Here is a 16,989-nt window from a genome sequence, read left to right on the forward strand (position 1 = left end):
TTGAAGAGCCTGAGGGGGCCGCCGGTTTCCCGGGCCACCCTCAGGCCGCTCAGTTAGCGTCGCTTGGCCATCTCATTGATGAAACGGTCGAACAGCGGCGCTACGTCGTTCGGGCCCGGGCTTGCTTCAGGGTGGCCCTGGAAGCTGAACGCGCTCTTGTCGGTGCGCTCAATGCCTTGCAGGGAACCGTCGAACAGCGACTTGTGAATCGCCCGGACATTGCCCGGCAGAGTCGCTTCATCCACCGCAAAACCGTGGTTCTGGCTGGTGATCATTACAACGCCAGTGTCCAGATCCTGCACAGGGTGGTTGGCACCGTGGTGGCCGTGGCCCATTTTCAGGGTCTTGGCGCCGGAGGCCAGGGCCAACAGTTGGTGGCCGAGGCAGATGCCGAATACCGGGATCTCGGTTTCCAGCACTTCCTTGATCGCCTTGATGGCGTAGTCGCAAGGCTCAGGGTCACCCGGGCCGTTGGACAGGAACACGCCGTCCGGCTGCAGGGCCAGCACATCGCTGGCCGGGGCTTGCGCAGGCACCACGGTCACGCGGCAACCGCGCTCGACCAACATGCGCAGGATGTTGTGCTTGATACCGTAGTCGTAGGCCACGACGTGGTAAGGCAACTCGGAAGCTTCGATAGTCGCGTGGCTGTCGGTCTTCAAGTCCCAGACAGTGGAGCGCCACTCGTACTGTTCCTTGGTGCTGACGACTTTCGCCAGGTCCATGCCTTTCAGGCCAGGGAAACCTTGGGCCGCTGCAATCGCCGCTTCTTCGGAGATGTTGTCACCGGCCATGATGCAGCCGTTCTGCGAACCTTTTTCACGCAGGATGCGTGTCAGGCGACGCGTATCGATACCGGCGATCGCCACAACGTTGTTGGCTTTCAGGTAATCGGACAGGGACATCGTGTTACGCCAGTTGCTCGCAACCAGTGGCAGGTCACGAATTACCAGACCCGCCGACCAGACACGATCAGACTCGGCGTCTTCCGGTGTAGTACCGGTGTTACCGATGTGCGGATAGGTCAGGGTAACGATCTGTTGGGCGTAGGAAGGATCGGTAAGGATTTCCTGATAGCCGGTCATGGCGGTGTTGAACACCACCTCTCCAACGGTCTGACCGTCGGCTCCAATGGCTTCGCCGCGAAAAATGCTGCCATCAGCAAGGGCGAGTATGGCTGGCTTAGTCAAGAAGACCTCCCGTAAATAAAGCCTGAAAGGGCGATCGCAGGTTGTAAAAAAGCGGAGTGACGTATGGACACGTCACCCCGCTTCTTCACCGAATTATTCTGCGCGCTTTTAGTGGACACACTAAAGCTGTAGCTTACAGAAAAAGGCTTTTTTGGTCCACCGCTAATGAGCCTTAAAGGCAGGGGAATGCGACAGGACGTCGCTTAGCGGGTAAAAACGGGGCCTTAGAATAGTCCTGAGGCCCCGTTTTAGCTACTTCTTAATGCAGATCCAGCACGTCACGCATGTCGTACAGGGCCGGCGTACGACCCTCCAGCCAAAGCGCCGCACGTACGGCACCCTTGGCGAATGTCATGCGGCTCGACGCCTTGTGAGTAATCTCAAGACGCTCGCCCTCGGTTGCGAACAGCACCGTGTGGTCGCCCACCACGTCACCGCCGCGAACAGTGGCAAAGCCGATGGTGTCGTGAGCACGAGCGCCGGTGTGACCTTCACGGCCATACACCGCGACCTTCGACAGATCCCGCCCAAGGGCATCGGCAATCGCCTCGCCCATGCGCAATGCCGTACCCGACGGCGCATCGATCTTGTGCCGGTGATGAGTCTCGATGATCTCGATGTCAGCCTCATCACCCATCACTCGCGCCGCCATGTCGAGCAGCTTCAGCGAGAGGTTGACGCCAACGCTGAAGTTGGCGGCGAACACGATAGGAATATCCTTGCCCGCCTCCACCAGCAGTTGCTTCTGCTCGGCATTCAGGCCGGTCGTACCGATCACCATGGCCTTGCCCGCCTTGCGGCAGAACGCCAGGTTCTTCAGCATCACTTCCGGCAGGGTAAAGTCGATCAGCACGTCGAACTCGTCGGCGACCTGCTCCAGGTTGCCGCACAACGAAACACCGATCCGCCCCAGGGACGCCAACTCACCCGCATCTGCACCAATCAAGGTGCTGCCGGGACGAACAATCGCCGCTGTCAGCCCGGACGCCGGCGAGCGCGCCTGTACGGCCTCCACCAAGGTCTTGCCCATGCGCCCGGCAGCGCCCATCACCGCGATACGTCGCATACTCAATTCCTTACAGGTCGCCGAAGAAGCGCTTCACGCCTTCGAACCAGCCAGTGGTCTTTGGCGAATGAGTATCGTCGCCCGCCAGGGAGCTGCGGAACTCTTCCAACAGTTCGCGCTGACGACGCCCCAGATTCACCGGCGTCTCTACCGCCACACGGCACATCAAGTCGCCAGCACCGCCACCGCGCACCGGCGCAACGCCTTTGCCACGGATACGGAACTGCTTGCCGGTCTGCGTACCCTCAGGAATCTTCAGCTTGACCCGGCCGTCCAGCGTCGGGATTTCAAGCTCGCCACCCAAGGCAGCATCAACAAAGCTGATCGGCACTTCACAGAACAGATGCTTGCCGTCGCGCTGGAAGATCGAGTGCTCACGCACATTGATCACCACGTACAGGTCGCCCGTTGGGCCACCCTGAGTGCCCGCCTCGCCTTCGCCCGACAGACGAATGCGGTCGCCGGTATCAACACCCGCCGGCACCTTCACCGAGAGGGTCTTGTACTCTTCGACACGCCCTTCGCCGTGGCACGAGTCGCACGGGTCGGAGATGATCTTGCCCTGGCCATGGCAACGCGGGCAGGTTTGCTGCACCGAGAAGAAGCCTTGCTGCATGCGCACCTGGCCGATACCGCCGCACGTCGGGCAGGTGATCGGCGAGGAGCCTTTCTTGGCGCCCGAACCATCGCACGGCTTGCAGTTGACCAGCGTCGGAACCCGGATATTAACGCTGGTGCCGCGCACCGCTTCTTCCAGGTTCAACTCCAGGGTATAGCGCAGGTCGCTGCCACGCTGGGCACCGCCACGCTGACCACCGCGGCCGCCGCCAAAGAAGTCGCTGAACACGTCGCCGAAAATATCGGAGAAGTTCTGGCCACCAAACCCGGCACCGCCGCCACCCATGCTCGGGTCGACGCCAGCGTGGCCGTACTGATCGTAAGCGGCTCGCTTGTTTGGATCACACAGGCATTCGTAGGCCTCGTTGGCCTCTTTGAACAGGTCTTCGGATTCTTTGTTATCCGGATTACGGTCCGGGTGGTGCTTCATTGCCAGGCGACGGTAAGCCTTTTTCAGGTCCGCCTCGCTGGAGCCGCGCTCCACACCCAACACTTCGTAATAGTCACGCTTTGCCATAAGTCTTTGCACTCTTAAGGACGTCCGGCAAAACCCTCCTGAGCCTTGCCAAACTCGTTGAGCCCCAATACAGGCCCGGACCCAACTCACGTCAATTCAACGATCCTGGTCGTTACTGCTTTCAGCCGGCAACCGGCCAAAAACGCGGTGAATGTCGTCCGGAAAGCAGGAGCATTCCCGATCACACCGCCAGCATCCGAGCGTTGTCGCATGCTGTAAAAATTCGCGTACCCCAGACACGCCAACGCGGGAGCAAGCTCCCGCGCGGCGACATCCTACCAGTCACCGCTTGTGAGCGGTCAACCGGGCGACCAAGTTACTTCTGGTCTTTAACTTCTTCGAACTCGGCATCGACAACATCGTCGTGCTTGGCTTCAGGTTCTGCCTGGTGTGCAGCACCGTCAGCCGGCTGGCCTTGTTCGGCGTACATCTTCTGAGCGACTGGCGCGGAGACTTTCGACAGTTCTTCAACCTTGGCTTCGATAGCGGCCTTGTCGTCACCTTTAACGGCGGCTTCCAGGGCAACTACTGCGGCTTCGATTGCAGTTTTCTCTTCGGCAGTCACTTTGTCGCCAGCGTCAGCGATCATTTTGCGAGTCGAGTGAACCAGCGCGTCGCCTTGGTTGCGGGCTGCGGCCAGCTCTTCGAACTTGCGGTCTTCGTCGGCGTTGGCTTCAGCATCACGGATCATCTGCTGGATTTCTTCCTCGGACAGACCCGAGTTAGCCTTGATCACGATCGACTGAGTCTTGCCAGTGGCCTTGTCTTTGGCGCCTACGTGCAGAATGCCGTTGGCGTCGATGTCGAAGGTCACTTCAATTTGCGGCACGCCACGTGGTGCTGGTGGAATCTCGGCCAGGTCGAACTTGCCCAGGGACTTGTTCTGACCCGCTTGCTTACGCTCACCTTGCAGCACGTGAATGGTCACGGCGCCCTGGTTGTCGTCGGCAGTCGAGAACACTTGCGATTTCTTGGTAGGAATCGTGGTGTTTTTCTCGATCAGCGCGGTCATCACGCCACCCATGGTTTCGATACCCAGGGTCAGCGGGCTTACGTCCAGCAGCAGAACGTCTTTCACGTCGCCGGCCAATACCGCGCCCTGGATGGCAGCACCCATGGCAACAGCTTCGTCCGGGTTCACGTCTTTACGCGCTTCTTTACCGAAGAACTCGGTAACCAGCTTCTGAACCAGTGGCATACGGGTCTGACCGCCTACCAGGATCACGTCGTTGATCGCGCCAACGTCGATACCCGAGTCTTTCAACGCAATGCGGCAAGGCTCGATGGTGCGTTGAACCAGGTCTTCTACCAGCGCTTCCAGCTTGGCGCGGGAGATTTTCACGTTCAAGTGCTTAGGACCGGTAGCGTCTGCAGTGATGTACGGCAGGTTCACGTCGGTCGAATTGCTCGAAGACAGTTCGATCTTGGCTTTCTCAGCGGCTTCTTTCAGGCGCTGCATGGCCAGCGGGTCACCTTTGAGGTTCATGCCGCTTTCTTTCTTGAATTCGTCAACGAGGTAGTCGATCAGACGAATGTCAAAGTCTTCACCGCCCAGGAACGTGTCACCGTTGGTGGCCAACACTTCAAACTGGTGCTCGCCATCGACTTCAGCGATTTCGATCACGGAAACGTCGAAGGTACCGCCACCCAGGTCGTAGACGATCACGGTGTGGTCGCCCTTGGCCTTGTCCATACCGTAGGCCAGAGCGGCTGCGGTTGGTTCGTTGATGATACGTTTTACGTCCAGGCCAGCAATACGGCCGGCGTCTTTGGTCGCCTGGCGCTGGCTGTCGTTGAAGTAGGCCGGAACGGTGATCACCGCTTCAGTCACTGCTTCACCGAGGTAGTCTTCGGCGGTTTTCTTCATCTTTTTCAAGATTTCAGCCGAGATTTGTGGCGGCGACATTTTCTGGCCGTTCACTTCAACCCAGGCGTCACCGTTGTCAGCCTTGGCGATTTTGTACGGGACCATCTTGATGTCTTTCTGTACGACTTCTTCGTCGAACTTACGACCGATCAGACGCTTCACCGCGTACAGGGTGTTATGCGGATTGGTCACAGCTTGACGCTTGGCGGACTGGCCCACCAGGATTTCGCCGTCGTTGGCATAGGCCACGATGGACGGGGTGGTACGTGCGCCTTCGGCGTTTTCAATAACTTTGGATACGCCGTTTTCCAGCACGGAGACGCAGGAGTTGGTAGTCCCCAGGTCGATACCGATAATTTTGCCCATGATTTACTCTCCCGAAACTTAGATTTTGTTGCCGCAGCAGTGGTGGCTAACTGCGGCAGTACTTAAACGCTTGACTTATAGATGGGGCCGTTACGACTTATTTCAAGCCTGCTCATCAATCGAAGGTGCAACCGGTGCAGGAGCCTTGCTCACCACAACCATTGCCGGGCGCAGAAGGCGACCGTTGAGCTGGTAACCCTTCTGGAACACCTTCAATACGCTGTTCGGCTCAAGATCAGCGTTTTCCTGCATCGCCATCGCTTGATGATGCTCGGCATTGAACGGCTCGCCGCCTTGCGGATCGATGGCTTCCAGCTGATAACGCTTCAGGGTGTCCTGGAACATTTTCAGGGTCAGTTCGATCCCTTCGCGCATTGGGCGGATGTTTTCGTCGTCCGGGTTGGACAGCTCAAGGCCACGCTCCAGGCTGTCGATGATCGGCAACAGATCACCGGCAAATTTTTCCAGGGCGAATTTGTGAGCTTTTTCTACATCCTGCTCGGCGCGGCGGCGGACGTTCTGCAGATCGGCGGCAACACGCAACGATTGATCCTGTGCGCCTGCCAATTGCTCTTCGAGCACTTGCACACGAGCGGCCAGGTCTTCACCTGCTGCCTGGTTGGCGTCTGGATTTTGCGTATCCTGCGTCTGTTCGTCAGCCATAGATTTCTCCTTTCAAAATCATGCGCGAACTCGACTCGCGCTTCTGTTCCGGTATATGGGGCCACAATTTTCAGGTTCAAGGGTTGAGGCGTTACCAAAAGTCTTCACTTGTCCTGGATCAATTCCTGCCGGTCATTCCTCGTCGCACTTAAAAAGACATCCATTCAAGCAAATCGGACTAAGCATCAGGATTGTCACCCTCAAACAAAACACTGTATAAATAACCAGACCTAAAGCCTGGGAGCGGCCGTCATGCTGGTGCACCTGTCCGTACATAACTACGCCATCGTTGAACATCTGGATCTTGAACTGGATCGCGGGATGAGCGTAATCACAGGCGAAACCGGCGCCGGCAAGTCGATCATGCTCGACGCCCTGGGGCTGACCCTCGGCGACCGCGCCGACAGCGGCGTGGTTCGCCCCGGCGCCGACAAGGCCGACATCCTCGCCACCTTTGACCTGGCTGACATCCCGGAAGCCGAAGCCTGGCTTGCCGAGCGCGACCTTAATAATGACGGGCCGTGCATCCTGCGCCGGGTGATCACTGCCGAAGGGCGCTCCCGCGGCTATATAAACGGTACGCCCTGCCCGCTCGGTGATTTGAAAGCCCTGGGCGAGCTGCTGATCGACATCCACAGCCAGCATGAACACCAATCCCTGCTGAAAACCGACACCCATCGCCGGCTGCTCGACGAATACGCGGGCGCCACCGACCTGGCGCGCCAAGTGCAATTGGCCGCCCAGCGCTGGCGCCAAACGCGCCAGGAACTGGAGCGCCTCTCCAATTCCGGCGACGAGCAGCGCGCCCGCCACCAGCTGCTCAGCTATCAACTGGAAGAACTCGAAAGCCTGGGGCTCGGCGAGACCGAACTGGAGCAACTGGAACAGGAACACAAGAACCTGACCAACGCCGAGACCCTGCTGGGTATCTGCCGGCAAGTGGTGGAACAGTGCAGCGAAAGTGATTCCGGGAATGTGCTCAACGCGCTGACTGCTAGCCTGAACCGCCTGTCCAGCGTGAATAACGCCTCAGGCTCGCTGAATGAAGCCACTACGCTGCTGACCAGCGCGCAAATCCAGGTGGAAGAAGCCGTGGGCGAGCTGAACCGTTTTCTTGATCACTTCGATGCCGACCCGGCTCGCCTGCAAGATATAGAAGAGCGCCTGGACACCATCTACACCCTGGCGCGCAAACACCGGATCCAGCCGACCGAAGTCGCGACCATGCAGCAAAAGCTGCTGGATGAGATCGAAACCCTGAACGCGAACGATGAGTCCATCGAGCGGCTGGGTGAAGAGCTGGCCTCCTTTGCTCGCCATTATCATGAGAAGGCCCGGGAGCTGAGCGACCTGCGCCATCAGGCAGCAACCGGCCTGGCCAGCGCAGTGGAACAGGAAATCCAGCGCCTGGGCATGCCCGGCGGGCGCTTCACCATCGAGCTGCACACCAACACCAGCAACGAGCTGCTGCCCAACGGCCTTGAACAGGTAGAACTGCTGGTCAGTGCGAACCCGGGCCAACCCCTCAAGGCATTGGCTAAAGTAGCGTCCGGTGGCGAGCTGTCACGGATCAGCCTCGCGATCCAGGTGATCACCGCGCAGACCTCCCGTGTGCCAACGCTGGTGTTCGATGAAGTGGACGTCGGGATCGGCGGCCCGACTGCCGAGATCGTTGGCCAGCTGTTGCGCCGGCTGGGCGATCGCGGCCAAGTGCTTACCGTCACCCATTTGCCACAAGTGGCCGCCCAAGGGCATCAACACTTGTTCGTGCACAAGGTGCGGGGCAGTGATGCGACCCATACTGCGGTGTCCAAGCTGAACAAGACCGAACGGGTAGAAGAAGTGGCGCGGATGCTGGGAGGCATCGACCTGACCAAGGAATCCCTGGCTCACGCGAAGAAAATGGTAGTGACCGCGAAGGTCTGAAAAGCTCGGCTTACTGACCCTTTTCTTCCTATAGAAAGCACGAAGGCGACCCTAGGGTCGCCTTCGATCGTTTCGCAGAGCGAATCTGCGTAGCTTTCTTACTTTTTCTTACGTATGTACAGAACCAAATTGTGATCCACCAATTCGACTCCGTGCTCTTCGGCGATCGCCTTCTGGAGCTTTTCGATTTCCGGGCTGACGAATTCGACCACTTCGCCAGTTTCCACATCGACCATGTGGTCGTGGTGGCCGCTGTCGGCCAGTTCGAAGACTGCATGACCGCCGTCGAAATTATGACGAACCACCAGTCCTGCTGCTTCAAACTGGGTCAGTACACGGTAAACCGTGGCCAGGCCGACGTCCTCGTTAGACTCCATCAGTGCCTTGTATACATCCTCGGCACTCATGTGGCGCTGCTCAGCAGAATCGAGCATTTGTAGAATCTTGACTCGTGGCAGAGTCACTTTAAGACCGGCTTTGCGTAGTTCGCTATTTTCAACCATGGTTAGCTTTCTCGCGGATGCTGCTTCGCAGCTTCTCTTAATACGGGTATGATCGGCGTTTACGTTGTCCCAGCCAAGATAGTGGAAGTCGCCCACCGATGCAAAACACCAAGCTCTTGCTAACCAGTTTCACCTTTGTGGGACTGCTCGCACTCGCCGGTTGTTCATTCCCCGGGGTTTACAAAATCGACATCCAGCAGGGCAATGTCGTCACGCAGGACATGATAGACCAGTTACGCCCGGGAATGACCCGACGGCAAGTACGGTTTATCATGGGCAATCCCCTGCTGACCGACACATTCCATGCCGATCGCTGGGATTATCTCTATAGCATCCAACCTGGTGGCGGTGAACGTCAGCAGGAGCGGGTCAGCGTCATCTTCAATGGCAATGACCAGCTCGTCAGCCTGTCGGGGGACTTCAAACCGGGCGTAAGCCGCGATGAAGCCTTGCTGGGCAAGGACAACGGCACCACCACGCCTGCGCCCGCGCAGAACGAGGAGAAGCCCCAGTCCGAAGTACCGGCCAAGCCTGGCTCGTTGCTCGATCAGATCCAGAAAGGCGTCGACGGCGTACAAACCGTTCCGGTGCCGACTCCAGAACCTCTGGACGCCAGCCCGCAATAAGTTTGTAAGGCTCGATAAAAAGCCCGGCATGCCGGGCTTTTTGTTGCCTGCCATTTCGCAAGCTAAGAACTCTGCTGTTTTGCCTTGGCAGCCTTGGCCGCACGCAAGCGCCGTATCTCCATCGGATCGGCCAGCAATGGCCGATAGATCTCGATTCGGTCTCCGGCGCGCACAGCACGAACATCCGCATCCGCCATCACTTTGCCGAAGATCCCCAAGGGACAACTCTGCAGGTCCAGCTCCGGAAACTGCGCAGCCATTCCAGAGCCCAACACTGCCGCCCGCAGACTTGAGCCCGGCGCTACCGCCAGGCTCATCAACACCTGACGATCCACCGCGGCGTACACCACCTCAATCTCAACCAATGGCTCAGCCATGCATTTGCTTGGCGCGCTGGCAGAACGCGTCCACCAGGGTATTGGCCGCTTGATTGAACAGCGGGCCCAAGGTGGCACGCACGATAGGGCCCGCATAATCGAACGACAGGTCCAGGCTGATCTTGCACGCCTTCTCGTTCAACGCCTTGAACACCCACACACCGTGCAACTGAGTGAACGGGCCTTCTTCGAGGTTCATCTCGATGGACTGCCCGGGCACCAGCGTGTTGCGCGTGACAAAGTGCTGGCTCAAGCCGCCCTTCGCGACTCCCACGCTGGCGACCATGTGCTCATCACTGCTCTCCAACACCTCGGCAGTTGAACACCAAGGCAGGAACTCCGGGTAACGCGCCACGTCGTTGACCAGGTCATAGAGCGCCTGTGCCGGGTAAGGCAGCAGGGCCGAACGTTGAATATGCGTCGTCATGTGAGCGTTATTTCCACAGCTGAGCGGCAAACATCGCGAAAGGGCAACAGGATTCGCGAAAGAAAAAAATCAAAAATCAGCCTGCATTGTCCGGGATTCACTCAACACGCTCAAGCACGCAGGTTGACCGTAGCCGACGCGCTCGCAACTCCCTATAATGCCGCCCCTATGGCTAAACAAAAGAAACACCCAACAGGGACCATCGCGCAAAATAAAAAGGCGCGACACGATTACTTCATCGAACATCGGTTCGAGGCTGGTCTGGTCCTGGCCGGCTGGGAAGTAAAAAGTCTGCGTGCCAGCAAGCTGCAACTGGTCGACAGTTATGTGCTGCTCAAAGACGGTGAGGCATGGCTGCTCGGCAGTCATATCACGCCGCTGATGACCGCCAGCACCCACGTGATCGCCGACCCGGTACGTACGCGCAAGCTGCTGCTCAATGCCCGCGAGCTGGAAAAGCTCCACGCCGCCGTGCAGCAAAAGGGCTACGCCTGTGTCTGCCTGTCGTGGTACTGGAGCAAGCACCTGGTCAAGTGCGAGATCGCGCTGGGCAAGGGCAAGAAGGAATACGACAAGCGTGACACCGAGCGCGAGCGCGATTCCAACCGGGAATTGCAGCGCGCCGTGCGTAACAAGGGCAAGGAAGACTGACTTTCTTGTGACTTGATGTGGCCGAGGGAGCCCACTCCCTCAGCCACAACCATCGCTACATCCCCTTGCGTCGTTCCGCCCGGGCCATGCGCTGAACCTCCTGACGCACTTCCTCGAGCACTTCCTGCACATACAGCAGGTGACGTGTTGAGACTTCCCGCGCCTGCTCCGCACGCCCCTCGATAATCGCCAGGTACAAATCACGATGCTGATTGATCAGCATGTCCCGAGTCTCCGTACGCTGCTGGTACATGCCGCCAATGTTGGTCACCACGTTGCGCTTGAGCAGGTCGAACAGGCCACGAATGGTGTGCAGCAGTACCGCGTTATGGCTGGCCTCGGCGATGGCCAGGTGAAACTTCGCATCCGCCGCGCCCTCTTCCGCCCGGCTCACTTCATCTGACCGCGTGTAGCAATGCTGCAATTCTTCGAAAGCGGCGGTCAGCCGCTCACGGTCCACTTCAGTGGCGCGCAGGGCAGCGTAATACGCGCACGAGGCTTCCAGAGTCTGGCGAAACTCCAGAAGGTCGCGCTGGGCCTCGGGATTATTTTCCAGCAGATGCAGCAGCGGATCACTGAAGGTTGAACCCAGCGACTCCACCACATAATTGCCGCCACCCTGACGACTGACCAGCAAGCCTTTGGCCGCCAGCTTCTGGATCGCCTCACGCAGCGACGGACGCGACACCCCGAACTGCTCGGCCAGTGCGCGCTCCGCCGGCAAGCGCTCGCCCGACTTCAGCGTGCCCTCAAGGATCATGCCCTCAAGCTGCTCGACGATATCGTCAGACAAACGGCGCTGACGCACCTGATCAAACCCCATAACTCACTCTCCACCATCCCGACCACTCGCCGGGGCCCCTATTCTGGCCTATCGCCGCGCATCCGGCACCTATCAGAACACCCTCGTTTCAGCCAATCAGACCCCGCTCACGCCGACCTACGACCAAAGATTCACAAGCGGCAAATTGACACATCCCCCTGAAGGCTTTTAACCTAGCCAACGGTGATTGTAAATTGGTAATACCAATTGCCCAAATCACCCAAGCAGTGCCTGACCAACAACAATTAGGGGCCACCCCACATGCAAACCTGGCAACAGCTCTACAGCCCGCTCGGCAGCCTCGGCCTGTCCGCACTGGCCGCCGTTATTCCCATCGTATTTTTCTTCCTGGCCCTGGCCGTGTTTCGCCTCAAGGGCCACGTTGCGGGGAGCATCACCTTGGCACTGTCGATCCTGGTGGCGATCTTTGCCTTCCAGATGCCGGTCGACATGGCGCTCGCCGCCGCCGGTTATGGCTTTGCCTACGGTTTGTGGCCAATCGCCTGGATCATCGTCGCCGCCGTATTCCTGTACAAACTGACGGTCAAGAGCGGCCAGTTCGAAATCATCCGCAGCTCTGTGCTGTCGATTACCGATGACCAACGCCTGCAAGTGCTGCTGATCGGCTTCTGCTTCGGCGCGTTCCTCGAAGGTGCCGCCGGTTTCGGAGCACCCGTGGCGATTACTGCTGCACTGCTGGTAGGACTGGGCTTCAACCCGCTGTACGCCGCCGGCCTGTGCCTGATTGCCAACACTGCACCCGTAGCGTTCGGCGCACTGGGGATTCCGATCATCGTGGCCGGCCAGGTGACCGGCATCGACGCATTCAAGATCGGCGCCATGGCCGGTCGCCAACTGCCGCTGCTGTCTTTGTTCGTGCCGTTCTGGCTGGTGTTCATGATGGACGGCCTGCGCGGCGTCAAAGAAACCTGGCCAGCCGCACTGGTCGCGGGCCTGAGCTTTGCCGTCACGCAGTTCTTCACCTCGAACTTCATCGGCCCGGAACTGCCGGACATCACCTCGGCCCTGGCCAGCCTGATTTCCCTGACCCTGTTCCTGAAAGTCTGGCAGCCCAAGCGCAGCGCCAATGCGCAAATCGCTGGCGCAACGTCCGGCACCGCCGTCACTGCCAGCGCCGGTGGTTTCGGCCTGCCTCGCAACACCCTGGCTTCGCCTTACAGCCTGGGGGAAATTTTCAAAGCCTGGTCGCCGTTCCTGATCCTGACAGTGTTGGTCACCATCTGGACCCTCAAGCCCTTCAAGGCGATGTTCGCCGCGGGTGGCGCGATGTACAGCTCGGTGTTCAATTTCGCGATCCCGCACCTGGACCAATTGGTGATCAAGGTTGCGCCAATCGTTGCTGCGCCTACCGCGATCCCGGCGGTGTTCAAGCTTGACCCGATTTCCGCGACCGGCACGGCGATTTTCTTCTCCGCCCTGGTGTCGATGCTGGTGTTGAAGATCGACTTCAAAACTGGTCTGACCACCTTAAAAGAAACCTTCTATGAGCTGCGCTGGCCGATCCTGTCCATCGGCATGGTGCTGGCCTTTGCCTTCGTCACCAACTACTCGGGCATGTCATCGACCATGGCCCTGGTACTGGCGGCTACCGGCGCGGCATTCCCGTTCTTCTCGCCATTCCTCGGCTGGCTCGGGGTTTTTCTGACCGGCTCCGACACCTCATCCAACGCCCTGTTCAGCTCACTGCAAGCGACCACCGCGCACCAGATCGGCGTCAACGACACCTTGCTGGTGGCGGCGAACACCAGCGGCGGCGTAACCGGCAAGATGATCTCGCCGCAGTCGATCGCCGTGGCGTGCGCCGCCACTGGCCTGGTGGGCAAGGAATCCGACCTGTTCCGCTTCACCCTCAAGCACAGCCTGTTTTTCGCGACGATTGTCGGGCTGATCACCTTGGCCCAGGCCTACTGGTTCACCGGCATGCTGGTGCACTGAGTCCCGCGTGTAATAGGGTAAGAACCGACGCCGGACAGCGATTCCGGCGTCTGCTATTTCTGGAGGACCGATGAGCCTGCCTGCTGCTTTTCTGAGCGACGCCGCACAACTGATCCCGAAAGATCGTCGTTTCGACGATCCACTTTCCACCCTCGCCTTCGGCACCGACGCCAGCTTTTACCGACTGATCCCACAGTTGGTGATCCGCGTTGAATCGGAAGATGAAGTCGTGGCGCTGCTGCAACTGGCCCAGCGCGATCGCGTCCCGGTGACCTTTCGCGCGGCGGGCACCAGCCTTTCCGGGCAGGCCATCAGCGACTCGGTATTGATTGTGTTGGGGGACAATTGGAACGGGCGCGAGATTCGCGGCCAGGGCACACAAATCCGTCTGCAACCCGGCGTGATCGGCGCCCAGGCCAACGCCTGGCTGGCGCCTTTCGGGCGCAAGATCGGACCGGACCCGGCATCGATCAACGCCTGCAAGATCGGCGGCATCGTCGCCAACAATGCCAGCGGCATGTGCTGTGGCACGGCCCAGAACACTTATCACACCCTGGCGGGGATTCGCCTGGTACTGGCCGACGGCAGCCGCCTGGACACAGAAGACCCGGCCAGCGTTTCGGCCTTTCGCCAGCGTCACAGCGACCTGCTTGAACGCCTGGCAACACTGGGTCGCGAGACGCGGGCAAATGCCGAATTGGCTGCAAAAATCCGCCACAAATACCGTCTGAAAAACACCACCGGCTTGTCACTCAACGCCCTGGTCGATTTCGACGAGCCGCTGGATATCCTCAGCCACCTGTTGGTGGGCTCCGAAGGCACCCTGGGCTTTATCAGCGCAGTGACCTACGACACGGTGATCGATCACCCGAACAAGGCCTCGGCGCTGATCGTGTTCCCGGATGTAGAAACCTGCTGCAACGCAGTGACTGCACTCAAAACCCAACCTGTCTCGGCGGTGGAGCTGCTGGACCGTCGCAGCATGCGCTCGGTGCAGGACAAACCCGGCATGCCGGCTTTCGTACAACAGCTGTCGGAAAACGCCTGCGCCCTGCTGATCGAATCCCGCGCTGCCTCGCCTTCGTTGCTGCATGAGCAACTGGCGCTGATCATGGCCTCACTGGCCCGCTTCCCGGTGGAGAAACAAGTCGACTTCACCGAAGACCCGGTGGAAAACGCCCGCCTGTGGGCGATCCGCAAAGACACCTTCCCAGCCGTGGGCGCCGTGCGCAAAACCGGCACCACCGTGATCATCGAAGACGTGACCTTCCCGGTGGAACAACTGGCCATCGGCGTCAATCGCCTGATCGAGTTGTTCGACAAACATCACTACGACGAGGCCATCCTTTTCGGACACGCCCTGGAAGGCAATCTGCACTTCGTGTTCACCCAAGGCTTCAACAGCGCGCAAGAAGTCGCACGCTACCAGGCGTTCATGGACGACGTCGCCCAGTTGGTGGCGGTAGAGTTTGGCGGTTCGCTGAAGGCCGAACACGGTACCGGTCGCAACATGGCGCCCTTCGTCGAACTGGAATGGGGCAGCGATGCCTATCAGTTGATGTGGCAACTCAAGCGCCTGCTCGACCCCAACGGCATTCTCAACCCCGACGTGGTGCTCAGCGAAGACCCGCAAATCCACCTCAAACACCTCAAGCCGCTGCCCGCCGCGGACGAGCTTGTGGACAAGTGCATCGAGTGCGGCTTCTGCGAGCCGGTTTGCCCGTCGAAGGGGCTGACCCTGAGCCCACGCCAGCGCATTGTGATCTGGCGCGACATCCAGGCCAAAAAGCGCGCAGGTATCGACACCACCGAACTGGAAGCGGCCTATCAATACCAAGGCATCGACACCTGTGCGGCCACCGGGCTTTGCGCCCAACGCTGCCCGGTAGGAATCAATACCGGCGACCTGGTGAAAAAGCTGCGCAGCCGCGACGCCGACCGTACGAAAACCGCCGAATGGCTGTCGACGCATTTCGCCACCGCCTTGCAAGGGGCGCGCTTCACCCTGCACGTGGCCAACGGTGCGCGCATGCTGCTGGGCGCGCCGCGACTGACGAAGCTCTCGGCCACGGTGACCCGGCTGTCCAAGGGGCAAATCCCCCAGTGGACCAACGCCATGCCGCAACCGGAAAAAGCCATCCGTTTCAGCCCCGCCGTGAGCGATGAACGCCCCCGCGTGGTGTACCTCGCCGCCTGCGTCTCACGCGCGATGGGCCCGGCAGCCGGCGACAACGAACAGATGTCGCTGTACGACAAAACCCGTGGCCTGCTGGAAAAAGCCGGTTACCAGGTCGTCTTTCCCGACAATCAGGACAACCTCTGCTGCGGCCAGCCTTTCGCGTCCAAAGGCTACGCCGAGCAAGCCGAACACAAACGCCAGGAACTGATCGGCGCCCTGCTCCACGCCAGCCGTGGCGGCCTTGACCCGATCTACTGCGACACCAGCCCGTGCACCCTGCGCCTGGTCCAGGACCTGGCCGAAACCCGCCTCGACTTCTACGACCCCGTGCGTTTTATCCGCACCCACCTGATGGACCGCCTCGACTTCACCCCCCAGGAAGCCCCGATCGCCGTGCACGTCACCTGCAGCACCCAGCACCTGGGAGAAAGCCAGGCGCTGATCGACCTGGCCAGGCGTTGCAGCAAAAACGTGGTAATCCCCGAAGGCATTCACTGCTGCGGTTTTGCCGGCGACAAGGGCTTCACCACACCGGAGCTGAACGCCCACTCCCTGCGCAGCCTCAAAGACGCCGTGCAATATTGCAGCGAAGGCATCTCCACCAGCCGTACGTGTGAGATTGGCCTGACACAACACAGTGGAATTGATTACCACGGCCTGGTGTACCTGGTGGATCGAGTAACCCAGGCGCGCGCCCACTAGGGCCGCCCTCTTTGGGTGCAAAACCTAATGATTTCGGGGTTTTTCGACTAATCCAGCGACAAAACAGAACCCCTGCGCGCCGGCGTAGTCATCTGCATAGGCCTCGACAAACGAGGCTCATCAGTGACCTCGCTGGCTGCACGGAAAACCGGCAGCATCGAGCCCTATTTGCACAAGGAGATACCCATGAAGCGTTCCGCTCTTGCTGGTTTGTTCATTACCGCTGCGATGCTGGCCTCCCCCGTGTTTGCCGCCGGTACAGACAATCTGTGCCAAATCAACCTGGACAAAATCAACAACGGTAAAGCATTGCTCGCCACCGACACCAGCGGCAAATCTGGCGAAATTGACACCGCCGTTTCCCAAGCCAAAGCGGCCCATGCGGCAGGCGATGACAAGAAATGCATCGAGATCACCTCCGAAGCGCTGCAAAAGCTGCAGAACAGCGACAAAGGCGGCAATCAGTAACTCGCTGATTGCCCAAGGCCAACCTTCGGTTGGCCTTCTGTGACCGATTGGCGTACACTGCACA

General features: G+C 59.4%; 15 protein-coding genes. 6 read left to right on the forward strand and 9 right to left on the reverse strand.

Annotated elements, in window-relative coordinates:
* Positions 1-53: 53 nt before the first annotated feature.
* The 5 genes from carA to grpE all read right to left on the reverse strand — a co-directional run bounded on the left by carA (position 54) and on the right by grpE (position 6,287).
* Positions 54-1,190, reverse strand: coding sequence for a glutamine-hydrolyzing carbamoyl-phosphate synthase small subunit (gene carA / locus JFV30_RS03485; RefSeq protein WP_010174309.1), 1,137 nt, complete (start codon positions 1,188-1,190; stop codon positions 54-56).
* A gap of 259 nt (positions 1,191-1,449) precedes the next feature.
* On the reverse strand, positions 1,450-2,256 hold the full coding sequence (gene dapB, locus JFV30_RS03490) for a 4-hydroxy-tetrahydrodipicolinate reductase (protein WP_010174307.1): 807 nt from the start codon (positions 2,254-2,256) through the stop codon (positions 1,450-1,452).
* Between the two features lie 10 nt (positions 2,257-2,266).
* Positions 2,267-3,391 carry a molecular chaperone DnaJ gene (dnaJ, locus tag JFV30_RS03495; protein ID WP_010174305.1) on the reverse strand — a complete coding sequence of 375 codons (1,125 nt, stop codon included), beginning with the start codon at positions 3,389-3,391 and terminating at the stop codon, positions 2,267-2,269.
* Positions 3,392-3,707: 316 nt separating this feature from the next.
* Complete coding sequence (dnaK, locus tag JFV30_RS03500; RefSeq protein WP_003212222.1) at positions 3,708-5,624, reverse strand: molecular chaperone DnaK; 1,917 nt, start codon at positions 5,622-5,624, stop codon at positions 3,708-3,710.
* Positions 5,625-5,726: 102 nt separating this feature from the next.
* Positions 5,727-6,287 (reverse strand): nucleotide exchange factor GrpE, encoded by a 561-nt coding sequence (gene grpE / locus JFV30_RS03505; RefSeq protein ID WP_003212224.1) that lies wholly within the window; start codon positions 6,285-6,287, stop codon positions 5,727-5,729.
* 252 nt (positions 6,288-6,539) lie between these two features.
* Between grpE and recN the strand changes: the two genes are divergently transcribed.
* Complete coding sequence (gene recN, locus JFV30_RS03510) at positions 6,540-8,213, forward strand: DNA repair protein RecN (protein ID WP_201121908.1); 1,674 nt, start codon at positions 6,540-6,542, stop codon at positions 8,211-8,213.
* A 98-nt stretch (positions 8,214-8,311) separates the two neighbouring features.
* Here the strand turns inward: recN and fur are convergent, their stop codons facing one another.
* Complete coding sequence (fur, locus tag JFV30_RS03515) at positions 8,312-8,716, reverse strand: ferric iron uptake transcriptional regulator (protein WP_010174299.1); 405 nt, start codon at positions 8,714-8,716, stop codon at positions 8,312-8,314.
* 98 nt (positions 8,717-8,814) lie between these two features.
* Between fur and JFV30_RS03520 the strand changes: the two genes are divergently transcribed.
* Positions 8,815-9,342: an outer membrane protein assembly factor BamE gene (locus JFV30_RS03520; RefSeq protein WP_201121910.1), complete on the forward strand. Its 528-nt coding sequence runs from the start codon at positions 8,815-8,817 to the stop codon at positions 9,340-9,342.
* A gap of 62 nt (positions 9,343-9,404) precedes the next feature.
* On the opposite strand, the gene JFV30_RS03525 is transcribed toward JFV30_RS03520, so the two are convergent.
* Both JFV30_RS03525 and JFV30_RS03530 read right to left on the reverse strand, forming a co-directional pair.
* Positions 9,405-9,719 carry an RnfH family protein gene (locus tag JFV30_RS03525; RefSeq protein WP_201121912.1) on the reverse strand — a complete coding sequence of 105 codons (315 nt, stop codon included), beginning with the start codon at positions 9,717-9,719 and terminating at the stop codon, positions 9,405-9,407.
* A complete protein-coding gene (locus JFV30_RS03530) occupies positions 9,712-10,146 on the reverse strand; it encodes a type II toxin-antitoxin system RatA family toxin (RefSeq protein WP_003212236.1) in 435 nt (144 codons plus the stop codon). The genes JFV30_RS03525 and JFV30_RS03530 overlap by 8 nt, the downstream gene beginning before the upstream one ends.
* 168 nt (positions 10,147-10,314) lie before the next feature.
* Between JFV30_RS03530 and smpB the strand changes: the two genes are divergently transcribed.
* Positions 10,315-10,797, forward strand: a complete 483-nt coding sequence (gene smpB / locus JFV30_RS03535; RefSeq protein WP_003212238.1) for an SsrA-binding protein SmpB — start codon at positions 10,315-10,317, stop codon at positions 10,795-10,797.
* A gap of 55 nt (positions 10,798-10,852) precedes the next feature.
* Here smpB and JFV30_RS03540 read toward each other — a convergent pair whose 3' ends face one another.
* A complete protein-coding gene (locus JFV30_RS03540) occupies positions 10,853-11,620 on the reverse strand; it encodes a GntR family transcriptional regulator (protein WP_201121913.1) in 768 nt (255 codons plus the stop codon).
* 261 nt (positions 11,621-11,881) lie between these two features.
* Between JFV30_RS03540 and JFV30_RS03545 the strand changes: the two genes are divergently transcribed.
* From JFV30_RS03545 to JFV30_RS03555, 3 genes are all read left to right on the forward strand, one after another.
* Positions 11,882-13,576 (forward strand): lactate permease LctP family transporter, encoded by a 1,695-nt coding sequence (locus JFV30_RS03545; RefSeq protein ID WP_010174290.1) that lies wholly within the window; start codon positions 11,882-11,884, stop codon positions 13,574-13,576.
* A gap of 70 nt (positions 13,577-13,646) precedes the next feature.
* On the forward strand, positions 13,647-16,457 hold the full coding sequence (locus JFV30_RS03550) for an FAD-binding and (Fe-S)-binding domain-containing protein (RefSeq protein WP_201121915.1): 2,811 nt from the start codon (positions 13,647-13,649) through the stop codon (positions 16,455-16,457).
* A 186-nt stretch (positions 16,458-16,643) separates the two neighbouring features.
* The gene (locus JFV30_RS03555; RefSeq protein ID WP_201121917.1) at positions 16,644-16,925 is read left to right on the forward strand and encodes a hypothetical protein; all 282 of its coding nucleotides are present in this window, start codon (positions 16,644-16,646) and stop codon (positions 16,923-16,925) included.
* The last annotated feature ends 64 nt before the right edge of the window (positions 16,926-16,989 follow it).

It is taken from the genome of Pseudomonas sp. TH32 (assembly GCF_016650855.1).
GTDB lineage: Bacteria > Pseudomonadota > Gammaproteobacteria > Pseudomonadales > Pseudomonadaceae > Aquipseudomonas.

What these genes read in the sequence shown, in the direction of transcription:
- dapB (WP_010174307.1), bottom strand. Translation starts at nt 2,256, where the DNA reads ATGCGACGTATCGCGGTGATGGGCGCTGCCGGGCGCATGGGCAAGACC.
- dnaJ (WP_010174305.1), bottom strand. Translation starts at nt 3,391, where the DNA reads ATGGCAAAGCGTGACTATTACGAAGTGTTGGGTGTGGAGCGCGGCTCC.
- dnaK (WP_003212222.1), bottom strand. Translation starts at nt 5,624, where the DNA reads ATGGGCAAAATTATCGGTATCGACCTGGGGACTACCAACTCCTGCGTC.
- grpE (WP_003212224.1), bottom strand. Translation starts at nt 6,287, where the DNA reads ATGGCTGACGAACAGACGCAGGATACGCAAAATCCAGACGCCAACCAG.
- recN (WP_201121908.1), top strand. Translation starts at nt 6,540, where the DNA reads ATGCTGGTGCACCTGTCCGTACATAACTACGCCATCGTTGAACATCTG.
- fur (WP_010174299.1), bottom strand. Translation starts at nt 8,716, where the DNA reads ATGGTTGAAAATAGCGAACTACGCAAAGCCGGTCTTAAAGTGACTCTG.
- JFV30_RS03520 (WP_201121910.1), top strand. Translation starts at nt 8,815, where the DNA reads ATGCAAAACACCAAGCTCTTGCTAACCAGTTTCACCTTTGTGGGACTG.
- JFV30_RS03525 (WP_201121912.1), bottom strand. Translation starts at nt 9,719, where the DNA reads ATGGCTGAGCCATTGGTTGAGATTGAGGTGGTGTACGCCGCGGTGGAT.
- JFV30_RS03530 (WP_003212236.1), bottom strand. Translation starts at nt 10,146, where the DNA reads ATGACGACGCATATTCAACGTTCGGCCCTGCTGCCTTACCCGGCACAG.
- smpB (WP_003212238.1), top strand. Translation starts at nt 10,315, where the DNA reads ATGGCTAAACAAAAGAAACACCCAACAGGGACCATCGCGCAAAATAAA.
- JFV30_RS03540 (WP_201121913.1), bottom strand. Translation starts at nt 11,620, where the DNA reads ATGGGGTTTGATCAGGTGCGTCAGCGCCGTTTGTCTGACGATATCGTC.
- JFV30_RS03545 (WP_010174290.1), top strand. Translation starts at nt 11,882, where the DNA reads ATGCAAACCTGGCAACAGCTCTACAGCCCGCTCGGCAGCCTCGGCCTG.
- JFV30_RS03550 (WP_201121915.1), top strand. Translation starts at nt 13,647, where the DNA reads ATGAGCCTGCCTGCTGCTTTTCTGAGCGACGCCGCACAACTGATCCCG.
- JFV30_RS03555 (WP_201121917.1), top strand. Translation starts at nt 16,644, where the DNA reads ATGAAGCGTTCCGCTCTTGCTGGTTTGTTCATTACCGCTGCGATGCTG.